11 protein-coding genes and 1 pseudogene are annotated in these 19,010 nt (G+C 52.5%); 9 read left to right on the forward strand and 3 right to left on the reverse strand.

Annotated elements, in window-relative coordinates:
• Positions 1-4: 4 nt before the first annotated feature.
• Both MKX51_RS32550 and MKX51_RS32555 read right to left on the reverse strand, forming a co-directional pair.
• On the reverse strand, positions 5-811 hold the full coding sequence (locus MKX51_RS32550) for a WYL domain-containing protein (protein ID WP_340995320.1): 807 nt from the start codon (positions 809-811) through the stop codon (positions 5-7).
• Positions 798-2,111, reverse strand: coding sequence for a helix-turn-helix transcriptional regulator (locus MKX51_RS32555; protein ID WP_340995321.1), 1,314 nt, complete (start codon positions 2,109-2,111; stop codon positions 798-800). The genes MKX51_RS32550 and MKX51_RS32555 overlap by 14 nt, the downstream gene beginning before the upstream one ends.
• A 177-nt stretch (positions 2,112-2,288) precedes the next feature.
• Between MKX51_RS32555 and MKX51_RS32560 the strand changes: the two are divergent.
• From MKX51_RS32560 to MKX51_RS32580, 5 genes and pseudogenes are all read left to right on the forward strand, one after another.
• A pseudogene (locus MKX51_RS32560) lies at positions 2,289-3,091 on the forward strand (nucleotidyltransferase domain-containing protein).
• Between the two features lie 203 nt (positions 3,092-3,294).
• Complete coding sequence (locus MKX51_RS32565) at positions 3,295-4,560, forward strand: class I SAM-dependent methyltransferase (RefSeq protein WP_340995323.1); 1,266 nt, start codon at positions 3,295-3,297, stop codon at positions 4,558-4,560.
• 3 nt (positions 4,561-4,563) lie between these two features.
• Positions 4,564-7,173, forward strand: coding sequence for a metallophosphoesterase (locus MKX51_RS32570; RefSeq protein ID WP_340995324.1), 2,610 nt, complete (start codon positions 4,564-4,566; stop codon positions 7,171-7,173).
• A 170-nt stretch (positions 7,174-7,343) separates the two neighbouring features.
• Positions 7,344-7,793: a LytTR family DNA-binding domain-containing protein gene (locus tag MKX51_RS32575; protein WP_340995326.1), complete on the forward strand. Its 450-nt coding sequence runs from the start codon at positions 7,344-7,346 to the stop codon at positions 7,791-7,793.
• A complete protein-coding gene (locus MKX51_RS32580) occupies positions 7,786-8,196 on the forward strand; it encodes a hypothetical protein (RefSeq protein ID WP_340945505.1) in 411 nt (136 codons plus the stop codon). The genes MKX51_RS32575 and MKX51_RS32580 overlap by 8 nt, the downstream gene beginning before the upstream one ends.
• Positions 8,197-8,289: 93 nt before the next feature.
• Here the strand turns inward: MKX51_RS32580 and MKX51_RS32585 are convergent, their stop codons facing one another.
• Entirely contained in the window at positions 8,290-10,671 is a 2,382-nt protein-coding gene (locus MKX51_RS32585) for a GH36-type glycosyl hydrolase domain-containing protein (protein WP_340995327.1), read from the reverse strand.
• 253 nt (positions 10,672-10,924) lie between these two features.
• Here MKX51_RS32585 and MKX51_RS32590 point away from each other — a divergent pair, with 253 nt between their 5' ends.
• From MKX51_RS32590 to MKX51_RS32605, 4 genes are all read left to right on the forward strand, one after another.
• Positions 10,925-11,857 carry a GNAT family N-acetyltransferase gene (locus MKX51_RS32590; RefSeq protein ID WP_340995328.1) on the forward strand — a complete coding sequence of 311 codons (933 nt, stop codon included), beginning with the start codon at positions 10,925-10,927 and terminating at the stop codon, positions 11,855-11,857.
• A gap of 339 nt (positions 11,858-12,196) precedes the next feature.
• Positions 12,197-16,759: an S-layer homology domain-containing protein gene (locus MKX51_RS32595; RefSeq protein ID WP_340995329.1), complete on the forward strand. Its 4,563-nt coding sequence runs from the start codon at positions 12,197-12,199 to the stop codon at positions 16,757-16,759.
• 110 nt (positions 16,760-16,869) lie between these two features.
• Positions 16,870-18,012, forward strand: a complete 1,143-nt coding sequence (locus MKX51_RS32600; protein ID WP_340945498.1) for a response regulator — start codon at positions 16,870-16,872, stop codon at positions 18,010-18,012.
• A gap of 93 nt (positions 18,013-18,105) precedes the next feature.
• Positions 18,106-18,828, forward strand: coding sequence for a GntR family transcriptional regulator (locus MKX51_RS32605; protein ID WP_340995331.1), 723 nt, complete (start codon positions 18,106-18,108; stop codon positions 18,826-18,828).
• Positions 18,829-19,010 lie beyond the last annotated feature (182 nt).

Genomic DNA, 19,010 nt, shown 5'->3' on the forward strand with positions numbered 1-19,010 from the left:
TCCCTCACTCTTCCATCTCCCCATACCTTCCCACCGCCATCTCCGCCGACTTCAGCATACGCTGCTTCAGCTGCTCGCCCTCAGTGATCTTCACGCGCAGGCCCAGGAAGCGGATGCGGGAGAGCAGGAACTCGCTGTCGTCTCTCATGTAGTGGACGGTGATGCGGTAGATCCCGGTAGCTTCATCGAAGGCCACGGACTTATCGAAGCAGGAGAAGGTGGACAAGATCCGCGACAGCTCGGCATTGTAGACAGGAATGACCTGAATGCAGGCCGATTCTCTCAGACCGTCTAGAAGACGGGCGATCCGGGCCTTGAGGCTGTCTATCCGGTGGGCGGGGATGGGAGCGGGATCGGCAGACACAATGTTCCGCAGCTTCGTGGACATGAGCGAGCGCTGCCGGGTGCTGTACCACTGTAAGTACCACTCCCGCTTATACATATTGTACTCCAGCTTGTGGGGGAAGCCGGATGGGTCGGTTCGTTCCCCGCCATGCTTGATCGCATAGGTGAGCTGAATTCCCTGATTCTCCATGATGATGCGGCGCAGGGGGCGGAGCAGCGGATGATAGACCTGACGCTCCTTGCTGCGGGCCTTCTCGATGATAATCTCACCTACTTGAATAGAAGCTTCGGCCTCCAGCAGGGAATTCAGTTTAAGCAAGGTTTCGGTTGAAAAAGCTTCAGCCGCCGCCGGATGCCCCAGCATCGTCTTCAGCCAGGAGCGCTCCTGTGAGGTTAACGCCAGGGAGCCGGCCTCTTCCAGGCGGGAGATGATCTGGAAGTTGAATATTTTCTCAAAGGGATTCATAGTAGCTCTTAATCTCCTTCCATTCCTCCATGAACTGCTTGCGTAGCCAGCGGGGCTCCAGAATCTCGCAGCTGGAGCCGAAGCTCCGCAGCCACGGCTTGATCTCAAAGATCTCGTTCACCGTAATCTCGTACAGGAAGGTCGTATCGGATTCTTCTGTAATCACTCCCCACTGCCCCTGCGCCTCGACCCGCTCCCGGATGAAGTTGGCGCCGGACCTGCTCGGGTTATAGAATCGGACGGCGACCTTCACCGCACGGTTGGTATCCGTTACCCAGCTATACTCCAATTGAGCCTCTAATTGCTGAAGTCTCTGCGCAAACTCCTCTTCATCTACAAGCTCGCCCTCTTCAACCTGGGTCAGGCCATCCATCCTTAATTTCTTAATCCCGGTCCGGCTGTGATAGCCGATCAGATACCAGCGCCCATACTGATGATCGTAGACGACACGCAGGGGAAGAAGGCTATCCGTAATCCCTGCCGATTCCCGCTCGAAGAGGGGGTTGGTGTTCTGGGAGGTGTAGTTCATGCCTTTTTTGGGCGACAGGTAGAGGAATTTGATTCTCCGCCGCTGCTGGATCGCCCCATGGATCGAATAGAGATGCGCCTCATCCAGAATCCGTGAATGGTAATGATATTTGTACCGGTGGGTCTCCGTGGCTTCGGGAAGAATGCCCCGTAACCGCAGCGCCTTCTTCAAGGTGTCACGCAGGAGGTAACCCTGGACAGACGGAATCTGCGTATTGGCAATGACATCTGCATAATCGAACAGGTCGAGTAGCTCGTCATCCGTAAGCTGGTCCAGCAGTTCGTTGGCTGCCTTGTACCGGTAGGGACGCTTCTCATTTACCCTTACAATCACGCCGACCTCCTCCAGGTATTTCAGGTCTCCCCGGATGGTCTTCTCGTCCGGCAGCGGCGAATCGGCAGGCATCTGGTCACAACAGCCGTCATGCAGCTCCTTGGCCGTCAGTTCTTCGCTCTGAAGTGCGGTTAACAGCAGCGTCAGCCGGATGCTCTCCGTCTCCTTCAGCGATTTCGCCCGGAACAGGAACAGGAGCAGCGGATCGGCCGATTCATAGTAATTGTAGCGGAGCCATTCAGATAGCTCGGTGCCTTGTTCTGTGCTCAGATCCTGCTGCAGGACGGTTACCATCTCTTTGAGATTGCGCAGCGTTTTGTCATAGGTATGTACGGAAATGCCGAGCCGCTCGGCGAATTGCTGCCTGCTATAAGCTCCCCCGGCTAGTGACAGCATACGGAGAAACTGGATTTCTTTATCGAAGCTTTCCTTGGCCATATGTATACCTCCAGCCTGTAACGCGTTCATGAGTTGTAATAGTTAATACCTCTATTAAGCACCAGAGTTGCTTGAAAGGGAAGGTTTTTTGCCTGCTGCCATACTTTCACCCTGTTCACCCTTGGAAAAATGAGGGAAGATAAGGCCAGTGAAGCCGACTTTGAACGGAGGGATGGCATGAACCCTATCAATACGCTCATCCATGAGCAATTGAAGCAGATTGAACAAGAGGAGCAAGTGACGATCCTCTATGCCTGTGAATCGGGCAGCCGGGCGTGGGGCTTCCCCTCGCAGGACAGCGATTACGATGTGCGGTTCATTTATGTGCATCGGCCGGAGTGGTACCTATCGATCTGGGATACACGGGATGTCATAGAGCGTCCGATTAATAATATGCTGGATATTAGCGGCTGGGATCTGCGCAAAGCGCTGAAGCTGTTCCGTAAATCCAACCCCCGCTGCTGGAGTGGTTGCAATCGCCGATCCAGTATGCTGAGAAATTCAGTGTAGCGGAGCAGCTTAGAGGGATCTCACCGTATACTTTCTCGCCGCAATCCTGTATGTACCATTACCTGAATATGGCTAAGGGCAACTACCGGGATTACCTCCAGGGTGAGCAGGTGAAGATCAAGAAATACTTCTACGTGCTGCGTCCGGTGCTGGCCTGTGAGTGGATTCGCCGGTACGGGGAGATGCCGCCGATGGCATTCGAAGTGCTGGTAGACCGGCTGATTCCAAGGGACAGTGAGCTGTGGCAGGTTGTGCAGCAACTGCTGGCCCGGAAGAAATCGGGTGAGGAGCTGGACCTGGAACTGCGGCTAAGTGCGATTAACGAGTATCTGGAGGAGCAACTGCAAGGGCTGGAGAAGACAGCGGCGGCATACCTCAGTGCCAAGACGGATAATAGGGACCGGGAGCTTGACGCTCTGTTCCGGGATGCCTTGCAGGAAGTGTGGGGGCTGAATTTAATTTTAAACTAAAAGTGAAAAGGATCGAAGGGGAATTTTGGAACTGTAGGAGCGATAGCGACCGCCTTTATGGTTGGATTTCTACCGCCATTGGCGGTCTAAATCAGGAAATCCAACCATAACAGCGGCCGGAAGTCCAAAACTTCACCGAAGTGACGACTAAGCTTTAAGTTAGGTTTTGCTGATAATGAACGACCGACAGGAGGAAGACAATCATGGCTATTGTACAACTGAGATCAACGAACCCGCAGCTAAGTTTCATAATTAAAAAGAATCCGCAGAGCGGCATGCAGCTTCGCCCGGTCCGCCAGGGTATCGCTTACGGCTGGTATTCGGATGAGGCCACTTATAATGTGTATTTCAAGGATGCTGATAATGAGGTCTCCTATAAAAAGAACGAAGGCGAGAGCTTCGAGTATCTCAATGTCTCCCGCTATAACACCCCGTTATTCCCGCTGAATGCGGTGAATGAGTTCTTCTCTACCCCGTTCAAGGCGCGGGATGAGCGGGATGCGGAGGGGTTTGAGCACTCTTTTACCATCCAGATGATTCATGTCGAGCGCCTGCATTACATCCGGTTCTTCGAGCAGCATCTGAAGGATTATACGTTCACCCTGGAGCATCAGGCGCATAAGAGCTATTCCCTGACCATTACTACGCAGCTAAGCTTATACCACCTCCTGCATGTGGTCAGTGTGCTGTCCTTATTCTTATCGATCTTCGGGGATGAATATATCGATATTTCGGACCGGATTCTGGACAAATATATCCGCAGTCTGAACGTGATGGACGCCCCCTTCTATATCCGCAGCCTGTTCGCCCGGAATCTCCTGAAGACCCGGGAGCAGTTCAAGCGGTACAAGGTGGCGGTCGAGCAAACGGAGCTGTATCCGATCGGTCTGGAATATGGCAGTACGGCGATGCAGCGGCGAACGTTCATCTCAGGTGTGCTTCCGTTCGATAAGCCCATTCTGGATATCGGCTGCGGGGAAGGCTTCTACGCCATTCCGTATGCCGGGAAGATCGAGGGCGCTTATTATGCGGTGGACATCAACGAGGAGCTGCTGGAGGTCGTGAACCGGAAGGCAAAGGCCAAGGAGCTCGATAACATCGTCACCTTCCGTTCGCTGGAGCATTTCCTGGAGCTGTACAACGGAGAGCAGGTGGATATCATACTGACTGAGGTTGTGGAGCATATGAGTGAGACGGAAGCGGCTGCGCTGATCCGGCAGATCATCCGCCATGTGGATTTCGGGCAGCTGATTGTGACTACGCCGAATGCGGATTTCAATCCTTACTATGAGCTGGAAGGCTTCCGGCACGAGGATCACAAGTGGGAAAAGAGTCAGGCGGCGTTCGAAGAGTGGCTGACCGCCACACTTCAAGGGCTGGGCGTAGAAGCCGAATTCTCGCTCGTGGGTGACCGGGTGGGCGACATTCGTACTTCGCAGAGCGCGATTGTGCGCAGACAGGAGGGTTAGACCATGGACATTCAGACGAAGGTACACACGATATTCATGCTGGTGGGCGCGACGGAGTGCGGGAAGTCTACTTTTGCCAAAGAAGTGCTGATTCCACAGCTTAAGGCTGCGGACAGCGCTACAGGTCTGCGTACGAATGTGCAGTACCTCTCCTCAGACCTGATCCGTCAGGAGATCTTGGGCTACGATTACGATAAATACGACCAGGTCATGCTGGAGGCCAGCTCGCATACGTTCGCGCTGTTATTCGAGCGGCTGAAGCGGGTCACCTCCTGGCCGATTAATGCGGAGTTTGTCATTATGGATACGATAGGTCTCGCCGAGGATTACCGCAGCAAGGTGCGGGCGATTGCCCAGGAGAACCAGTATAATCTGGAGGTCATTCTGTTCGATTACCGTAAGCGGGAGGATTATTATGCCTCGGAGCGCTCGAAGAAGCTGATCTCGGGTCACCTGAACCGGCTGCGCCGGGAAGTGCTGCCAGTGCTGTCCCGCGAGGGCTACCATAGCATTCATAAGGTGCGGGCGAAGGATTTTCTGCTGGAAGGTCTGGAAGGTACTGATGATTCGGGGGAAAAGCGGCCGAACCCGGATTACCGGGTGCACATTCAGGACTGGGAGGCGTATGCCGCTGCGGTGCTTCCGCAGGAGCAGGAATACATTGTGGTCGGGGACGTACACGAGTGTGTTCAAGAGCTGCAAGGGCTGCTGCGCAGCTACGGCTACCGGATTGAAGAAGGGAAGCTAAGCGCTACGGATAAGCTGAAGAATACACGGATCATCCTGGCGGGCGACTGGATCGATAAGGGCAAGCAGACCCGGGAGATTATCGAGTTCTTGTATAGCAATCAGGAGCATTTCCTGCTGGTAATGGGTAACCATGAGAATTTCGTCTATAAGTACCTGCGGGGGGAGATCAAGGGGACTGAGCCGGAGCTGCTGAGAACCTATTTCGATTCCACTCAGGTGTTACAGGAAGATGAGGAGCTGCTGCGCAAATTCTCCGTGCTGGTGGAGAGTGCGAAGCCCTTTTACCGCTATATCGGGAATCGGGGGCCTTCCTTCTATGTAACGCATGCCCCTTGCCGCAATAAGTATATCGGGAAGCTGGATACGAATTCGCAGCGCCATCAGCGCAACTTCCGGCTGGACCGTGAGTCTGCGTATGAGCAGCAGCTGGAATTCCTGAAGGAGGAGGCGGAGGGGAATCATCCGTTCCATCTGTTCGGACATATTGCCGCGAAGCAGACGTTCCGGATCAAGAACAAATTACATCTGGATACGGGGGCGGTGCATGGGAACGGGCTGACTTCTGTCCTTATAACCTTCAAGCCGTTCTACAAAAGCCATAAATCCCGGCAGCAGCTATTGCAGGAGGATTTGCCTATCCTGTTCCGCGAAGTGAGCACAGTCTCCGTGGAGGAGCTGGATGCGGAGTCCATGCGCAGACTGCACTATTCCTCGCAGAATAAGGTCAACTTCATCTCCGGGACGATGTCGCCTGCGGATAAGGATGAAGTAGCAGGCGAGCTGGAGTCACTGCGCAAGGGTCTGGATTATTTTGCCGGACGCGGGGTGTATGAGGTGGTCCTTCAGCCCAAGTATATGGGCTCGCGTTGCACAGTGTATCTGTACCGGGACGTAGAGCATTGCTATGCGGTTAGCCGCAACGGTTATAAGGTCAAGGCTGTAGATCTGACGCCGGTCTATCAAGGTCTGCTGGACCGGTTCGGGGCGTATATGGAGGAGCAAGACATCCGCGTGCTGCTGCTGGACGGGGAGCTTTTGCCCTGGAAGGCGCTGGGGGAAGGGCTGATTGAACGCCAGTTCCAGCCGATTGGGCGGGCACTGGAGAACGAGCTTGCGTTCCTGAGAGAGCACGGGTTCGAGGAATCGCTCGGCGAGCTGATCCGGGAGTATGAAGCCAGCGGGTTCGAGCAGGACCAGCATCATCTGACCAAAGAGGCGCTTAACACCAGCTACGGCGCTCATGTGTACCAGACGTATAAGCATGTCCGCAGCATCCGGGATGCCTATGTGGGGCTTGACCAGCGGGACGAAGCGTACCGGGTGTATAAGCAGCAGCTGGAGCTGTATGCGGGGGATGCGGAGCTTGCGTATAAGCCGTTTGCCATATTGAAGGAAGTGCTGGAGAGCGGAGAGGAACGGCTGCCTGAAGGATTAACCTCGGAGCAGTACCGTTTCCTGAATGATGATGAGATTCTGGTGCTGGATCTGAAGGACACGGAAGCGTACCGCAGCGCAGAGGCGTTCTTCGCCACAATTACCGTAGAGCAGCAGATGGAAGGCATCGTCATCAAGCCGGAGCAAGAGCAACCGGGAGTGGTCCCTTACCTGAAGGTCCGTAATCCGGGGTACCTGTCCATTATTTACGGCTACGACTACAGATTCCCGCACAAGTATTCCAAGCTGATGAAGCAGAAGAACATCGTGCCCAAGCTGCGGACATCCCTTGCCGAGTACCGGCTGGGTAAGCAAATGCTGGAGATTAAGCTGGAGGAGATCTCGGCCGACAACAGTGCCTATAAGCAGATTGCCGCGAACCTGTTGTTCGAGGTGACGAAGGAGAAGGAGATCGATCCGAGGTTATAAAATGTCAAGGCAGGCTGCCGGGAAGCTCCCGGCAGTCTTGTTCGCGTACCTGTTTAGCCGCAGAAGGAGCTAAAATGAAACAAAACGCCAGATTCCTGCAAGAAAACGCAGATTGATGGTCAAGACGCTTTTAGGATAATAATATGGGTGTTGAGAGGAGGCAGTGCCAGTTGGAGATTAGATTTGAAGCAGACACCGGCATGAACCGGGGATGGGCTAAGGTCGTTACGCATCCGGCGGAGCAGGAGCATTGGAAGAATCTTGAGGCAACCTTTCAAGCAGCAGAGAAGCGGATCATAGTGATCAATGCCAGCAATAACCGCCAGGTCTCCCTGGAGACAAGCAAGGTTGCGGTAATCGAAGTGGAAGACCGGATGTGCAGTGTACACCTGATTACCGGAGAGATGTACCTGCTGAATACGAGGCTGAAGTTCGCGCTGGAAGCGCTGGATACACCCGGGTTCATCAAGATCAACAACCAGACCATCATCAATACCCGCTATATCAAAGAATTCTCGGCAACCGCTAATGCGCGGGTGGAAGTCCTGCTGACGAATGATAGTTCTTATACTGTCAGCCGCTACTATATCAATCATTTCAGGAGGAGTTATCATGGCTAATCAGCTCAAGCAAGCATTCTTTCAGGTATTTACCCTTACGTCACTCTGGGTCACGCTGCTGTTAACGGTGTTCTTCAGGGATCAGCCAGTGGAGATGCTGTATCTGTGGCGTCTGGCGGGCATCGCCGCCATCGCTGCTGTGCTATTCGGCGTCATGTACAATGTGCTGTGGAATCACTTCACGCTGAAGCCGCTGTGGAATATTCTTATTGGATCGATTCTCAGTATTGCAGGCGGAATGGGCATGGTGTGGTTGTTCTCTGTCGAGATGTTCGATTCCATCAGTGCCTGGTGGCCTGGAATGCTGCTGTTATCCGTGATCCTGCATACGGTTGCGTTCTACTTCTATGCCAGAGCGAACAGCAGGAAGTCGGCAGAAGAGCTGAATAAGATTTTGAAGTAACATGATGCGTGATGCCAAAAGAAGGAGAGCACCCGCCGGGGCTGCTCTCCTTCTTCGTATATACACTATGCCGTTCCTTGGACCGGCTTGGAGTTAACCCATCACAACCAGCACTTCGTTCTCTGCCGCCATCCGGGACACAGGAATGAGGTTGCCCTGGATTTCTTCGCCATTGATGACGATGCGGGAGACGCCCTTCTGGACGCCGTGCTTGTTCTCTACCTGGATGTTCAGCTTCTTCCCGCGGAATTCGCGCACCATGGAGAAGTCGGTCCAGTCCGAAGGGACACACGGGTCCAGACGGAGGCCGTCCTTCTGCGGCTGAACGCCCATAATGCCCTCTGCCAGTGAGACCATAACAGTGGAGGCTGTGCCTGTCAGCCAGTGGACATGGGCCCGGCCCTGATACGGGCTGTCCTTGGACTCCACGAATTGGCCGTGGACGTAAGGCTCCAGCTTGCGGACCTCCGCATTCTCATTCATGGTGGCCGGACTGCAGTTCAGGAAATACTCGAACGCGCGTTCACCGTTGCCGATCACCGTCTCCGCCAGGATAAGCCAGCCCTGCGGCTGGCTGAAGATGCCGCCGTTCTCCTTGGTCGAAGCGTTGAACAGCGCCATCAGTGCTACCGGCAAGCCGTATTTGCGGAATGGGGGGTAGAACAGCATCGTGCCGTAATCGGTCCGCAGATTGTCATAGACCTTGTCCATGGCGAGCTTGGCCTGTTCCGGGCGGGCCGCACCGCTTAGCACCGACCAGCTCTGCGGGTTCAGCCAGATTCGGCCCTCGTCGTTCTCCCAGGAGCCGATGGTATAGTTGTCCTCGGTGAAGCCGCGGACGAACTGATCCTTCTCCCAGGCATACTTCTGGATATTACCGTCCAGCTCCTCCAGCAGGCCTTGTGCCCACGCAGCATCCTCCGGCTTGTTCTTGTTCTCCGCGATGTCCATGAATACCTTGAAGCCCATGTACAGCTGGAAGGCCACGAACAGTGATTCACCCTTGGCGCCAAGCCGCAGGCAATCGTTCCAGTCGGCATGAAGTCCAATCGGCATGCCGTGGGCACCCATCCGGTCGAGACTGAATTGAAGTGCCTGCCGCAGGTGCTCATATACCGTAGCTTCGCCTTGATCCGAATAAGGAATGACCTCATCGGTGAAGTCCCAGTTCCCGCTCTCATTCAGATACTTGATTACCGTCGGGAATAGCCACAGAGCGTCATCGGCCCGGTAGTGGGGATGTCCGGTCTCCCGCACATATTCAGGGTCGTCCGGTGTTCCTTCATGACCCGGATTATGGTCGAATTTCACCAACGGCAGCCCGCCGCCGTTGGATACCTGGGCAGAGATCATCAGCCGCAGGCGTTCAAGAGCCATCTCATGGTCCAGATGGATAATGCCCTGGATGTCCTGCACCGTATCCCGGTAGCCGAGCCCGTTGCGCAATCCGGAGTACTGGAAGGAGGCAGCACGCGACCAGATGAAGGTAATGAAGCACTGGTAAGCATTCCACGTGTTGATCATATGGTTCAGATTGCTGCTTGGCGTCTGCACCTGGAAGCGGTTAAGCTTGCTGTGCCAGAAGGTCTTCAGCTCTTCAAGCTCCCGGTCTACCACGGACAAATCCTGGTAGTGGCTAAGAATGCCGGAGGCTCCCTCTTCATCATATTGTCCCAGCAGGAAGGCGACTTCCTTCTCTTCCCCCGGCTGCAGCTCCACATTGAGCTGCAAGGCACCGCAGGCATTGGTATTATAGTTCAGCGAATTGGAGCATTGACCGTTCTCCACGGAGAGCGGATTCCCGTAGCTGCGGTAATCTCCAAGGAACGTATCGCGGTCCCCGTCATAACCGGCCACCTCTGCTCCGGCCGCGCCGAAGAATCTCCAGGTTTGCTCTCCCGCGATGTTTTCATTGATGACTTGAAGAATTTTATCGTGCTTGAAGTAGGTCCGGGAAATAAACAGCGTGTATTGCAGGTTCACAGTATCTTGCTCATAGTTGTTGTCATTGGTGAATTCGGCGAAGCCGAAGAGGGCCAGCTTGCGAGCCGCAGTGCCGTCATTGCGGATCTTCATGCGCCATACTTCATAGGTCTTGTTCAGCGGTACGTAGTATAAGGACTCGGTATGAATGTTGTCATAATCTGAGACGATGTTCGTGTATCCGGTTCCATGATGGCAGACGGACTTGTATTGCTCCAGATCCTTGCCTACCGGCTGCCAGGAGCCGGACCAATAATCCCCATTCTCCAGGTCTTTGACATAAATGTAGCGCCCAGGCTCGTCCTTGGAGTTGAAGTGATAGCGGATATGCCGTCCGTTGGCCCCGGATTTCACGAAGCTGTAGCCCCCGGCGTTACCAGAGATAATCGCACCGTATTCCGGCGAACCGAGATAGTTGGCCCAAGGAGCAGGCGTATTCGGCTTCGTAATCAGGTACTCTTTGTTCTTGTCGTCAAAATGACCGTATTGCATAACCATTCCTCCTCATGATAGATGACAGGCAGGGCTATGAACGCGCGTTCATAAATGACCGAAGAATCCCGCCCAATTCCATTATAAGACAGTTGCGGTCTGACAATATACCCTATATTTGAGAAAACAACAAACAGTAGAGCCTTTTTATAGCAGTTTCCTATATTTGAATGGGCACATGGCCTTGTTAAGATCAAAAGGAAGGTCTATGTGAGTGCAGCCGAATGGCTGGAGGTATAAGGAGGAGTGCAGGATGAGTGTAAAGCAATGGTCTGAAGATACGATATCCTACGATTTAAATGGTGAATGGTCTATCCGCAGAGCAGAGCCCGAGGAGTGGGGAGTATATTGCTCCGTCTATTATAACATGCAGTATAACGGCTTTTTTAGAGAAGAAGGTTATACGAACCCGCGCAGGAATGCCTTTTGGATATACAAGGGGGAGAGTAGAATCGGCGGAGTCCGGATGTCACCGAATGTGATCTACCATCTCTTTGTAATCCCTCCGTTTAACGATTCATTCGGAATATTGAAGCAGCTTAAAAAGTTGTTGATTCAGTGGTCTGACCGGAAGGAACCGATACGGACCTATGAGGTTCTGCCGGATCAGGTTCAGCTATACGCGCGGGCAGGCTTCTGGCCGGATGAATTCAGATGCCGCTGGATGCAGCGGCCTACAGAAGAGTTCCACATCAGCTGGGAGGACAATCTGCGGATTGAGAGTCCTGAAGTGGAAGTAACTGAGGAGGGAGGCAAACGGTTCATCCTTGCAGAAGAGATTGCCCGCTGTGATTTTGAGAGCTTTAGAGGGGGCTTAGATGCGACCCGGCGGAAGCAAACTGCTGTGAAAGATTTCCTGCCTACTGACCCTAGTTACTCTAATGAAGAATTAACACAGGCCTCCACACTGGTATTTGATAAGGCCACGGGACAGCTCATTGCCAATTGCCGGCTGTGTCTGCAGGATCATGTGGCGGCAGTCTATAGCATCGGCGTTAACCCCGCCTATCGTGGGAGAAGACTGGCTACACGGATGCTGCAAAGAGCGCTGACGATGCTGAAGGGGACTTATCCGCTGCTGAGATTGTATGTAATGGAGGGAAATGATGCGGAATCTGTGTACTATAATCTCGGGTTTAAGCCCGGGGTGCAGGAGGTTCAGAAGATGTATATCCCGGTGAATTAACGGAAATAAGCGATCCGCAGGATCAACCAGGGCATCCTTAGGGTGTCTTTTTTTAACTTTTCAAATGAACCGCAACACAAGGTTGGGAGGAAATTCGTAATTACGCAATGATCTTTGTCACAAAAAAGGGGATTTGTAGAGTTAATGTAGAGGACTGTCGGATAGTATTAGAAACTAAGAGATTATTATACACAACCTGTCGGTATCCGTATCGCACGATTTGGTGAACGCCTGCAAAGGAAGGGAGGATTTTACAGGTAATAGGCAAGCGGTCTATGAACAATAGGAAGTGTCGGCTGATCCAATAAAAGTCCCTTTAGATGAGGAGAACAAAAAAAGATGACAACATCGAAGAAATGGAATAAAAGAGGTTCCCGCGCTCTGGCAGCCTCGTTGTCGATTGCGCTGGTTGCTGCCAACTTTGCGCTGGCCGGACCCGTGGCCCATGCGGCTGTAGCGGATAATGATGGTTCGGAACAAATTTTCACTTCGGAGAAGTACCGGAGCTTCACCAAGCCCGATAGCGGAGCTGTTAACCTAACCTTCCCGGAGCTCTCCATTACCGCAGATCCTGATGAGATGATGACGGGGGCTACGGTTGTAATCAATGGATATAAGTCAGGTGACAAGATTACGTTCGCCACATCCGGCACTGGAATTACAGTTGCCACCAGCGGAGGTAACGGAGCCTACATCTTAACAGGCAATGCGCCGGTTGAAGTCTACCAGCAGGTATTGGAGAATGCCCAGTTTACGATGACCTCGCCGGGTGAACGCAGTCTGACCTTCGGTCTGGGGCCTGTTCTCGCTTTTAATAAGAATGGCCATTTCTATGAATATGTGACAAATGGTGCAAACATCAAGTGGCCGGATGCCTTAGCGAAGGCTGAAGAGCGGACCTATTATGGACGCCAAGGGTATCTAGCGACGATTACCGACCCGGATGAGAACGCTTTTATTGCGGAGAAGGCTAGAGGAATTGGTTGGGTTGGCGGGAAAGATGTAGCTCGTTCCGAGACGAACGGAAGGGCCAATACACGTGTGTTCGCCTTGCAGAACAACGAATATAATGGTTATGGCGATTGGCGCTGGGTAACCGGACCCGAAGGAAAGCTGCAGTATGAAGGCAAATCCGGACTTCCATTCTATAAGGGTTACAATGCTAATGGTGGAAGAAATGATTCCGCCACGGTGACGGATCTTACTTATGGGCTGGGAACTGGCCATATCATGCACAATAACTGGGATGCAGGGGAGCCCAATGACTCCTCCTACGAGCACGTAGTGCATATTTTTGCAAGTGGAAAATGGAACGATTATCCGATTGATAACATCGTGAATGCCTACCTCGTTGAATACGGCGGTATGGAAGGCGATGCCACCACCAGCATAAGTACCACCATTACACTGGTGGATAAAACTCCGCTGAAACAGGATAACGATGCGGCAGAAGAGTATCTCGGCGTGAATCCGCCAATCTATACGAAGGCATCACTTGCAGTTCTCAAGACAGCAACAGATGCTGCCAACGCTGTCCTTGAAGATGAGCATGCGTCTCCTGAAGAGGTTGAGGCCGCCCGTAAGGGTCTGGAGGATGCGATTGCCGGACTGGTTAAGCAGCCGCCAGTAGCTGACAACGCAAGCTATACCGAGGGCAGCAACAATCAGGTATCCATTAAGTTCGACAAGCCTATCAAGTTCAATGAAGGCGATACGGATACTACGGATGACTTCAGAGTGACACTGGACGGAAGATTGGTCGATGTTACGCATGCTGTAGTATCTGACCAAGATCCTAGTGTCATTATTCTGACCCTGGCCAGCCCGCTGGTTAATGATCCTGTGGTTAGAATCGAATATGATGCCGCAGAGTCGGCAATCCAGGCTCAGACACCTGGGAAGGAGCCAGTGTCCGACTTTACACTCATTGCGAACGGACCGTTTGGTGATTCCTTGGAAATTGAAACGCCTGCTAAGGGAACAGAGGTATATGGAGCAGACTTCCCGCTCCCGGTAACCGGACAAGCTGCACTGGACTCGGTGGTTACGGCTGCTGTGTATAAAGTGGATGTCCACCCGAATGCGCATCTGTTCGATCTTGAGGTAGGGATTACGGTAACCGATGATGTCTATAAGTGGGACACCAAGCTGCCGGGTCCGCTGGCACCAGGCTCCTACCATGTGGCGGTGACTTCGACCAAGACATTTGGCGATGAAGTAAGAACAGAAACGAAGCTGGTGCCGTTCACGGTACCGCAGCTGGAATTGACCCATGTGGCGGTAAACGAAGGCCAGCCGGATCACGCGGTATTGACGTTCAACCAGCCTGTAGGCTCTGCATTGACTGATGCTGACCTCACCGGACTGACCATTGATGGACGGAAGGTTATTGCTGTGAAGTCCGTACAGGGCGATAAAGTAGAAGTCGTTCTGGAGGAAGCGCTTGGTCCAAATGATGCATTGGTCGTAGGGTACGATCCTGCTGCCGGTAATGTTACGGCTGAGGGCAACGTCCTGAACGAATTGAAACCGATCCAGGCCGGCGACCAGTCAGGCATCACGAAGGATAACAATGTAATTCCGCTTCAGCTGATTGCCGCCTATCCCGAAGCGGGCAAGCTTAAGCTGGTGTTCAACAAGCCGATCAACGATCTGACTGATCTGGCCGGATTCACTTACGGCGGCGTGCCGCTTCAGGCACCTTTTGAGATTAACGGCAATGAGCTTATCGTTTCAATTCCCGCAGATCATAACGGCGGCATGCTCAGCTACGATCCGGAGCTTGGCAATGTAACGGAGAACGGCAACAAGAATAACCTGCTTACAGGATTGCAGCCGGGCATTGACCTAGGCGGGGATAGCAAATATATCGCAGACGGCGGCAAGCTGCCGGAGAACGGTCTGGGATTAACGGCAGGGGATAAGCCGGTATCGCTGAGTCCAGCCTTCCAGCCGGATGTACCAAGCGGCTATCAGGCGACCGTGCCTAATGAGACGGGGACTATTGCGCTGAATCTTGCTCCGGCAGGAGACAACGATACGCTGCGCAAGGTTAGCTTGAACGGTGTAGAGGTCCCTGACGGAGATTGGAGCAAGCTGCCGCTTCAGGAAGGGCTGAACATCATCCAGGTGGACATTGTGGATGCGAAGCGTCCAGGCGTTAAGCTGGGGCAATACCAGATTCAGGTTATCCGCGCAAGCGGGAAGCTCGTATCGCTTGATCCTTCGAGCGGCACACTGCAGCCAGAATTCAAGCCTGAAACTGCAAGCTATGATGTATCCGTAGCGAACAGTGTATATGAAATGTCATTCAAGCCGGTTACACTTGATCCGGGTGCGGTGGTAACACTCAGCATTGCCGGTGAAGCTCCGGTAGAGGTTACGAACGGTCAATGGAGCAAAGCGCTCCCTCTAAAAGTAGGCAAGAATGAAGTTCTGGTTACCGTCAAGGATTCCGCAGGCGGAACGAATACGTATACAATGATCATTACCAGACAAGAGCCTGTATCTTCAGGCGGAGGCGGAGGTTCCGCTCCGGCTCCAGCAGCTCCTGAAACATCCAAGACCGAAGTGATTCAGGTAGATGTGGCTATCGGCGGAGCCAATGCGGCTGGCATCACGAAAGTGCCGGTCCAGCGGACGACTCACAGCAACGGAACGATAACGGATCTGGTCCGCTTCACCAAGGATAAGGCCGAAGAGGCAGTGAAGAAAGCAAAAGAGACGGGACAAAGCATCGCCCGTGTGGTCATTCCGGATCCGGCAGACAATGTCAGCGAAGTGAATGTCCAGATTCCGGCAGAGACTGCCAAATTGCTGAAAGAGAATGGCATTGTGCTTGAAATTTACACAGAGAATGCGATCATCCGTATCCCGAACGCTTCTCTGGAAGGAATCGGGCAGGATTTCTATTTCCGGCTAGTACCGGTAAGGAATGCAGCAGAGCGCAATGAGATTGAGAAGAGAGCCACACTTGAGGCTGTGGTCCGTGAAGTGGCGAAGGACAACAAAATCGAAGTGGTCGCAAGACCGATGACCATCGAGACGAACCTGTCTAGCCGGGCGGTAACTCTGATTCTGCCGCTCAAAGATGTGAAGCTGCCTGCGAACGAAGCGGCGCGTAATGCCTTCCTCGCACAGCTCGGTATTTTCATTGAACACACTGACGGCACGAAAGAGGTTGTCAAAGGCAAAGCGGTTACCTATAAAGAGGGACTGCTTGGACTGGAATTCTCGGTAAGCAAATTCAGTACCTTTACGATTATCAACTTCAATAATCAGTCGCCTGCTACGCATGTATCCTATATCGTTGGCTTCCCGGATGGTCAATTCAAGCCGGACGATCGGGTAACGCGCTCGCAGATGGCACTTATGATTGCCCGGAATCTGGGCTATGATGCTAGTGCGGCTGTAGGCACTCCTCCCTTCCCGGATGTAGCTGTCCGCCATTATGCGGCAGCAGCCATTGCCTTCGTAAATGCACAGGGCGTGATGAAGGGTGATCCGGCCGGGAAATTCCGGGGGGATGCGCCGATTACGAGAGCAGAGATGGCCGCTGCTGCTGCCAACTACCTGAAGCTTGCGGTACCGGCAGACGGAAAATCGAGCTTCAGCGATACAACTGGACATTGGGCCCAGGCTGTAATTGAAGCCAACGTGTCGGCAGGCCTGCTCAAGGGCTACCCGGACGGCAGCTTCAAGCCGAATGCTTATCTGACCCGTGCGGAAGCAGTAGTCATTGTTAATCAGATGTTTGACCGCGGCCCGCTCCATGGAGCAGATGCGGTGAAATTCCCGGATGTCTCCAAGAATCATTGGGCCTACCTGGATATCCAGGAGGCTATCATCGACCATCAGTACCGGATCGACAGTGAACAGAAGGAACAACGGGTTACAGAATAAATGGATAGGGGTTGGAGGAGAGATCATTTCTCCTCCAGCCCCTAAATCATTAAATTTGAAGTATAATGGTTATAAAACCGTACCGATTTCCAGTTGCGAAGGAGATCCGAATGAAAGCAATCCTGATTGACGATGAAGAATTGGCACTAAAGGCTTTGGAACGCCAATTGCATGCGCTTGGGTGTTTCGAGATTATCGGCAAATATACCGATCCGCTGCAAGGGCAGCAAAAGGTAGAGGAGACCGAGACCGATATTGTGTTTCTCGATATTCATTTACCGGAGCTGAGCGGGATTGAGCTGGCGGAAAGGCTGCTTGAACAGAGACCCGATCTGCAGGTTGTATTCGTAACGGCATATGATAAGTATGCGATCAAGGCTTTTGAGCTGAATGCCCTGGATTATTTGCTTAAGCCGATTCATACGGACCGTCTGAAGCTTACAGTTCGGAGATTGAATGCTCAGCAGAAGCCTGGCCTGGTAGCCCGGGCAGCGTCAGCGCAGACAAGCTGGAGAATGCTGATGCTCGATGCCTTCCGGATCTACGAAGGGAGCCAGGAGCTTCCGTCGCTGCAATGGAGAACGGCGAAGGCGCAGGAAATCTTCTTTTACCTGCTGCATCATCGCGGCAAAGTGGTCAGTAAAGCCACCCTGATTGAATTGCTGTGGGCTGATTTTGATCCGAATAGGGCCTATCCGCAGTTATATACAGCTGTGTATCATATCCGCAAGATGCTGGAGCCCTTCAGCAGAGAACGGATTCTCCTGCAAAATACGGCGGACGGCTATCTGCTTAAGCTGAATGGCATCTGCCTGGACGTTGATGAGTTTGACCGCTTTATCCAAGCGGGGTTAGAGCTCTCGAATGACACCCTGCCCGAATACGAACGAATCCTGAAGCTGTTCAAGAGCGAATATCTGGAGGGGTACGATTATGTGTGGGCGGAGCTTGAACGGCAGAGATTCCAGCTGCAGTGGATTCGGCTGAAGCTGAATCTGGTCCGCTGGTATATGGGGAATGCAGAATATGAACAGGCCTTCAAGCATATTGAACAGGTCTGCACCCGCTATCCGTTAGAGGAGCAAGCGCAATTATTGTACATGCAAATATCGGATAGAATGGGCTTTCATTTTCTGGTGCAAAGACAGTATGTATTGCTGGAAACGGTCATGGAAGCAGAGGTTGCGGAGAAACCGAGCCGGGAGATTGTCAAATGGTATAGGGATTGGGACAACAAGCGTCAGAAAGGGTGAATCCGTGGATTCATCCTTTTTGCCCTATCTAAATTATGATATATTTAATCTTGAATGAACTTGTTCTGCAAAGACCCGACGAAGGAGCCCCCCATGACCCAATTTGTCTACAAGCAGATTATTGCTGACCTCAAAACGAAGATCTTTGCCGGGCAGTACGCCGATATGAAGCTGCCGGATGAGCGCAGTCTCAGCGAGGCGTATCAGGTTAGCCGCAGTACCATTAAGCGTGCGCTGATGAAGATGGAGAGCTCGGGCATTATTTTCAAGAAACGCGGCTCCGGCACCTTCATCAATCCGTTATACATCAAGAACGATTCGATCTTCAATTACGAGGGCTCTAATCTGGGGGTGTCGGATAACTTCCAGATGCACGGCAAGAAGCCGGAGATCAAGGTGCTGAGCTTCGAGGTCATCCGGCCCACGGAGGAGCTTCAGCGGGATTTGTTCCTGATGCCTCATGATTTCGTGTATAAAATCGTGCGTCTGCGCCTGTTCGAAGGTGCGCCGTTCATGATTGAGACGGGATATATTCCGATTAAAATTGTGCAAAATCTCGACCAGACGATTATCGAGGGGTCGATTTTTCATTATCTGGAGGAATCGCGCAATCTGGCGGTGACCAAATCCTTTTTGTCTATTTTTGCCGAGCCTTCAATGCCGAATGACCAGGAGCTGCTCCATCTGAAGGAGAATGAACCCGTAGGAATTATGGAGGGGATCTTCTTCCTGGATAACGGCACGCCGTTCGAATTCTCGCATATGCGCTTCCATTATGAGTATCTGAAGTTTAACACGTTCGTATCTGTGCATTGAGGATGGACGGTGTAAATAGCATAATTTAGGTATAGCAGGCCGGGAGGAGTCCCGGTCTTTTTTTGGTGTTTTTTATATAACAAATTAATCCATAATTATAAAAATAAACATCTTTTTGTGCGTAGTTTGCAGAGGATTTCATACTATGTTCAAAATTTCACAATATTGGACCGTATTAATTT

It is taken from the genome of Paenibacillus sp. FSL M7-0420 (assembly GCF_038002345.1).
Taxonomy (GTDB): domain Bacteria; phylum Bacillota; class Bacilli; order Paenibacillales; family Paenibacillaceae; genus Paenibacillus_AQ.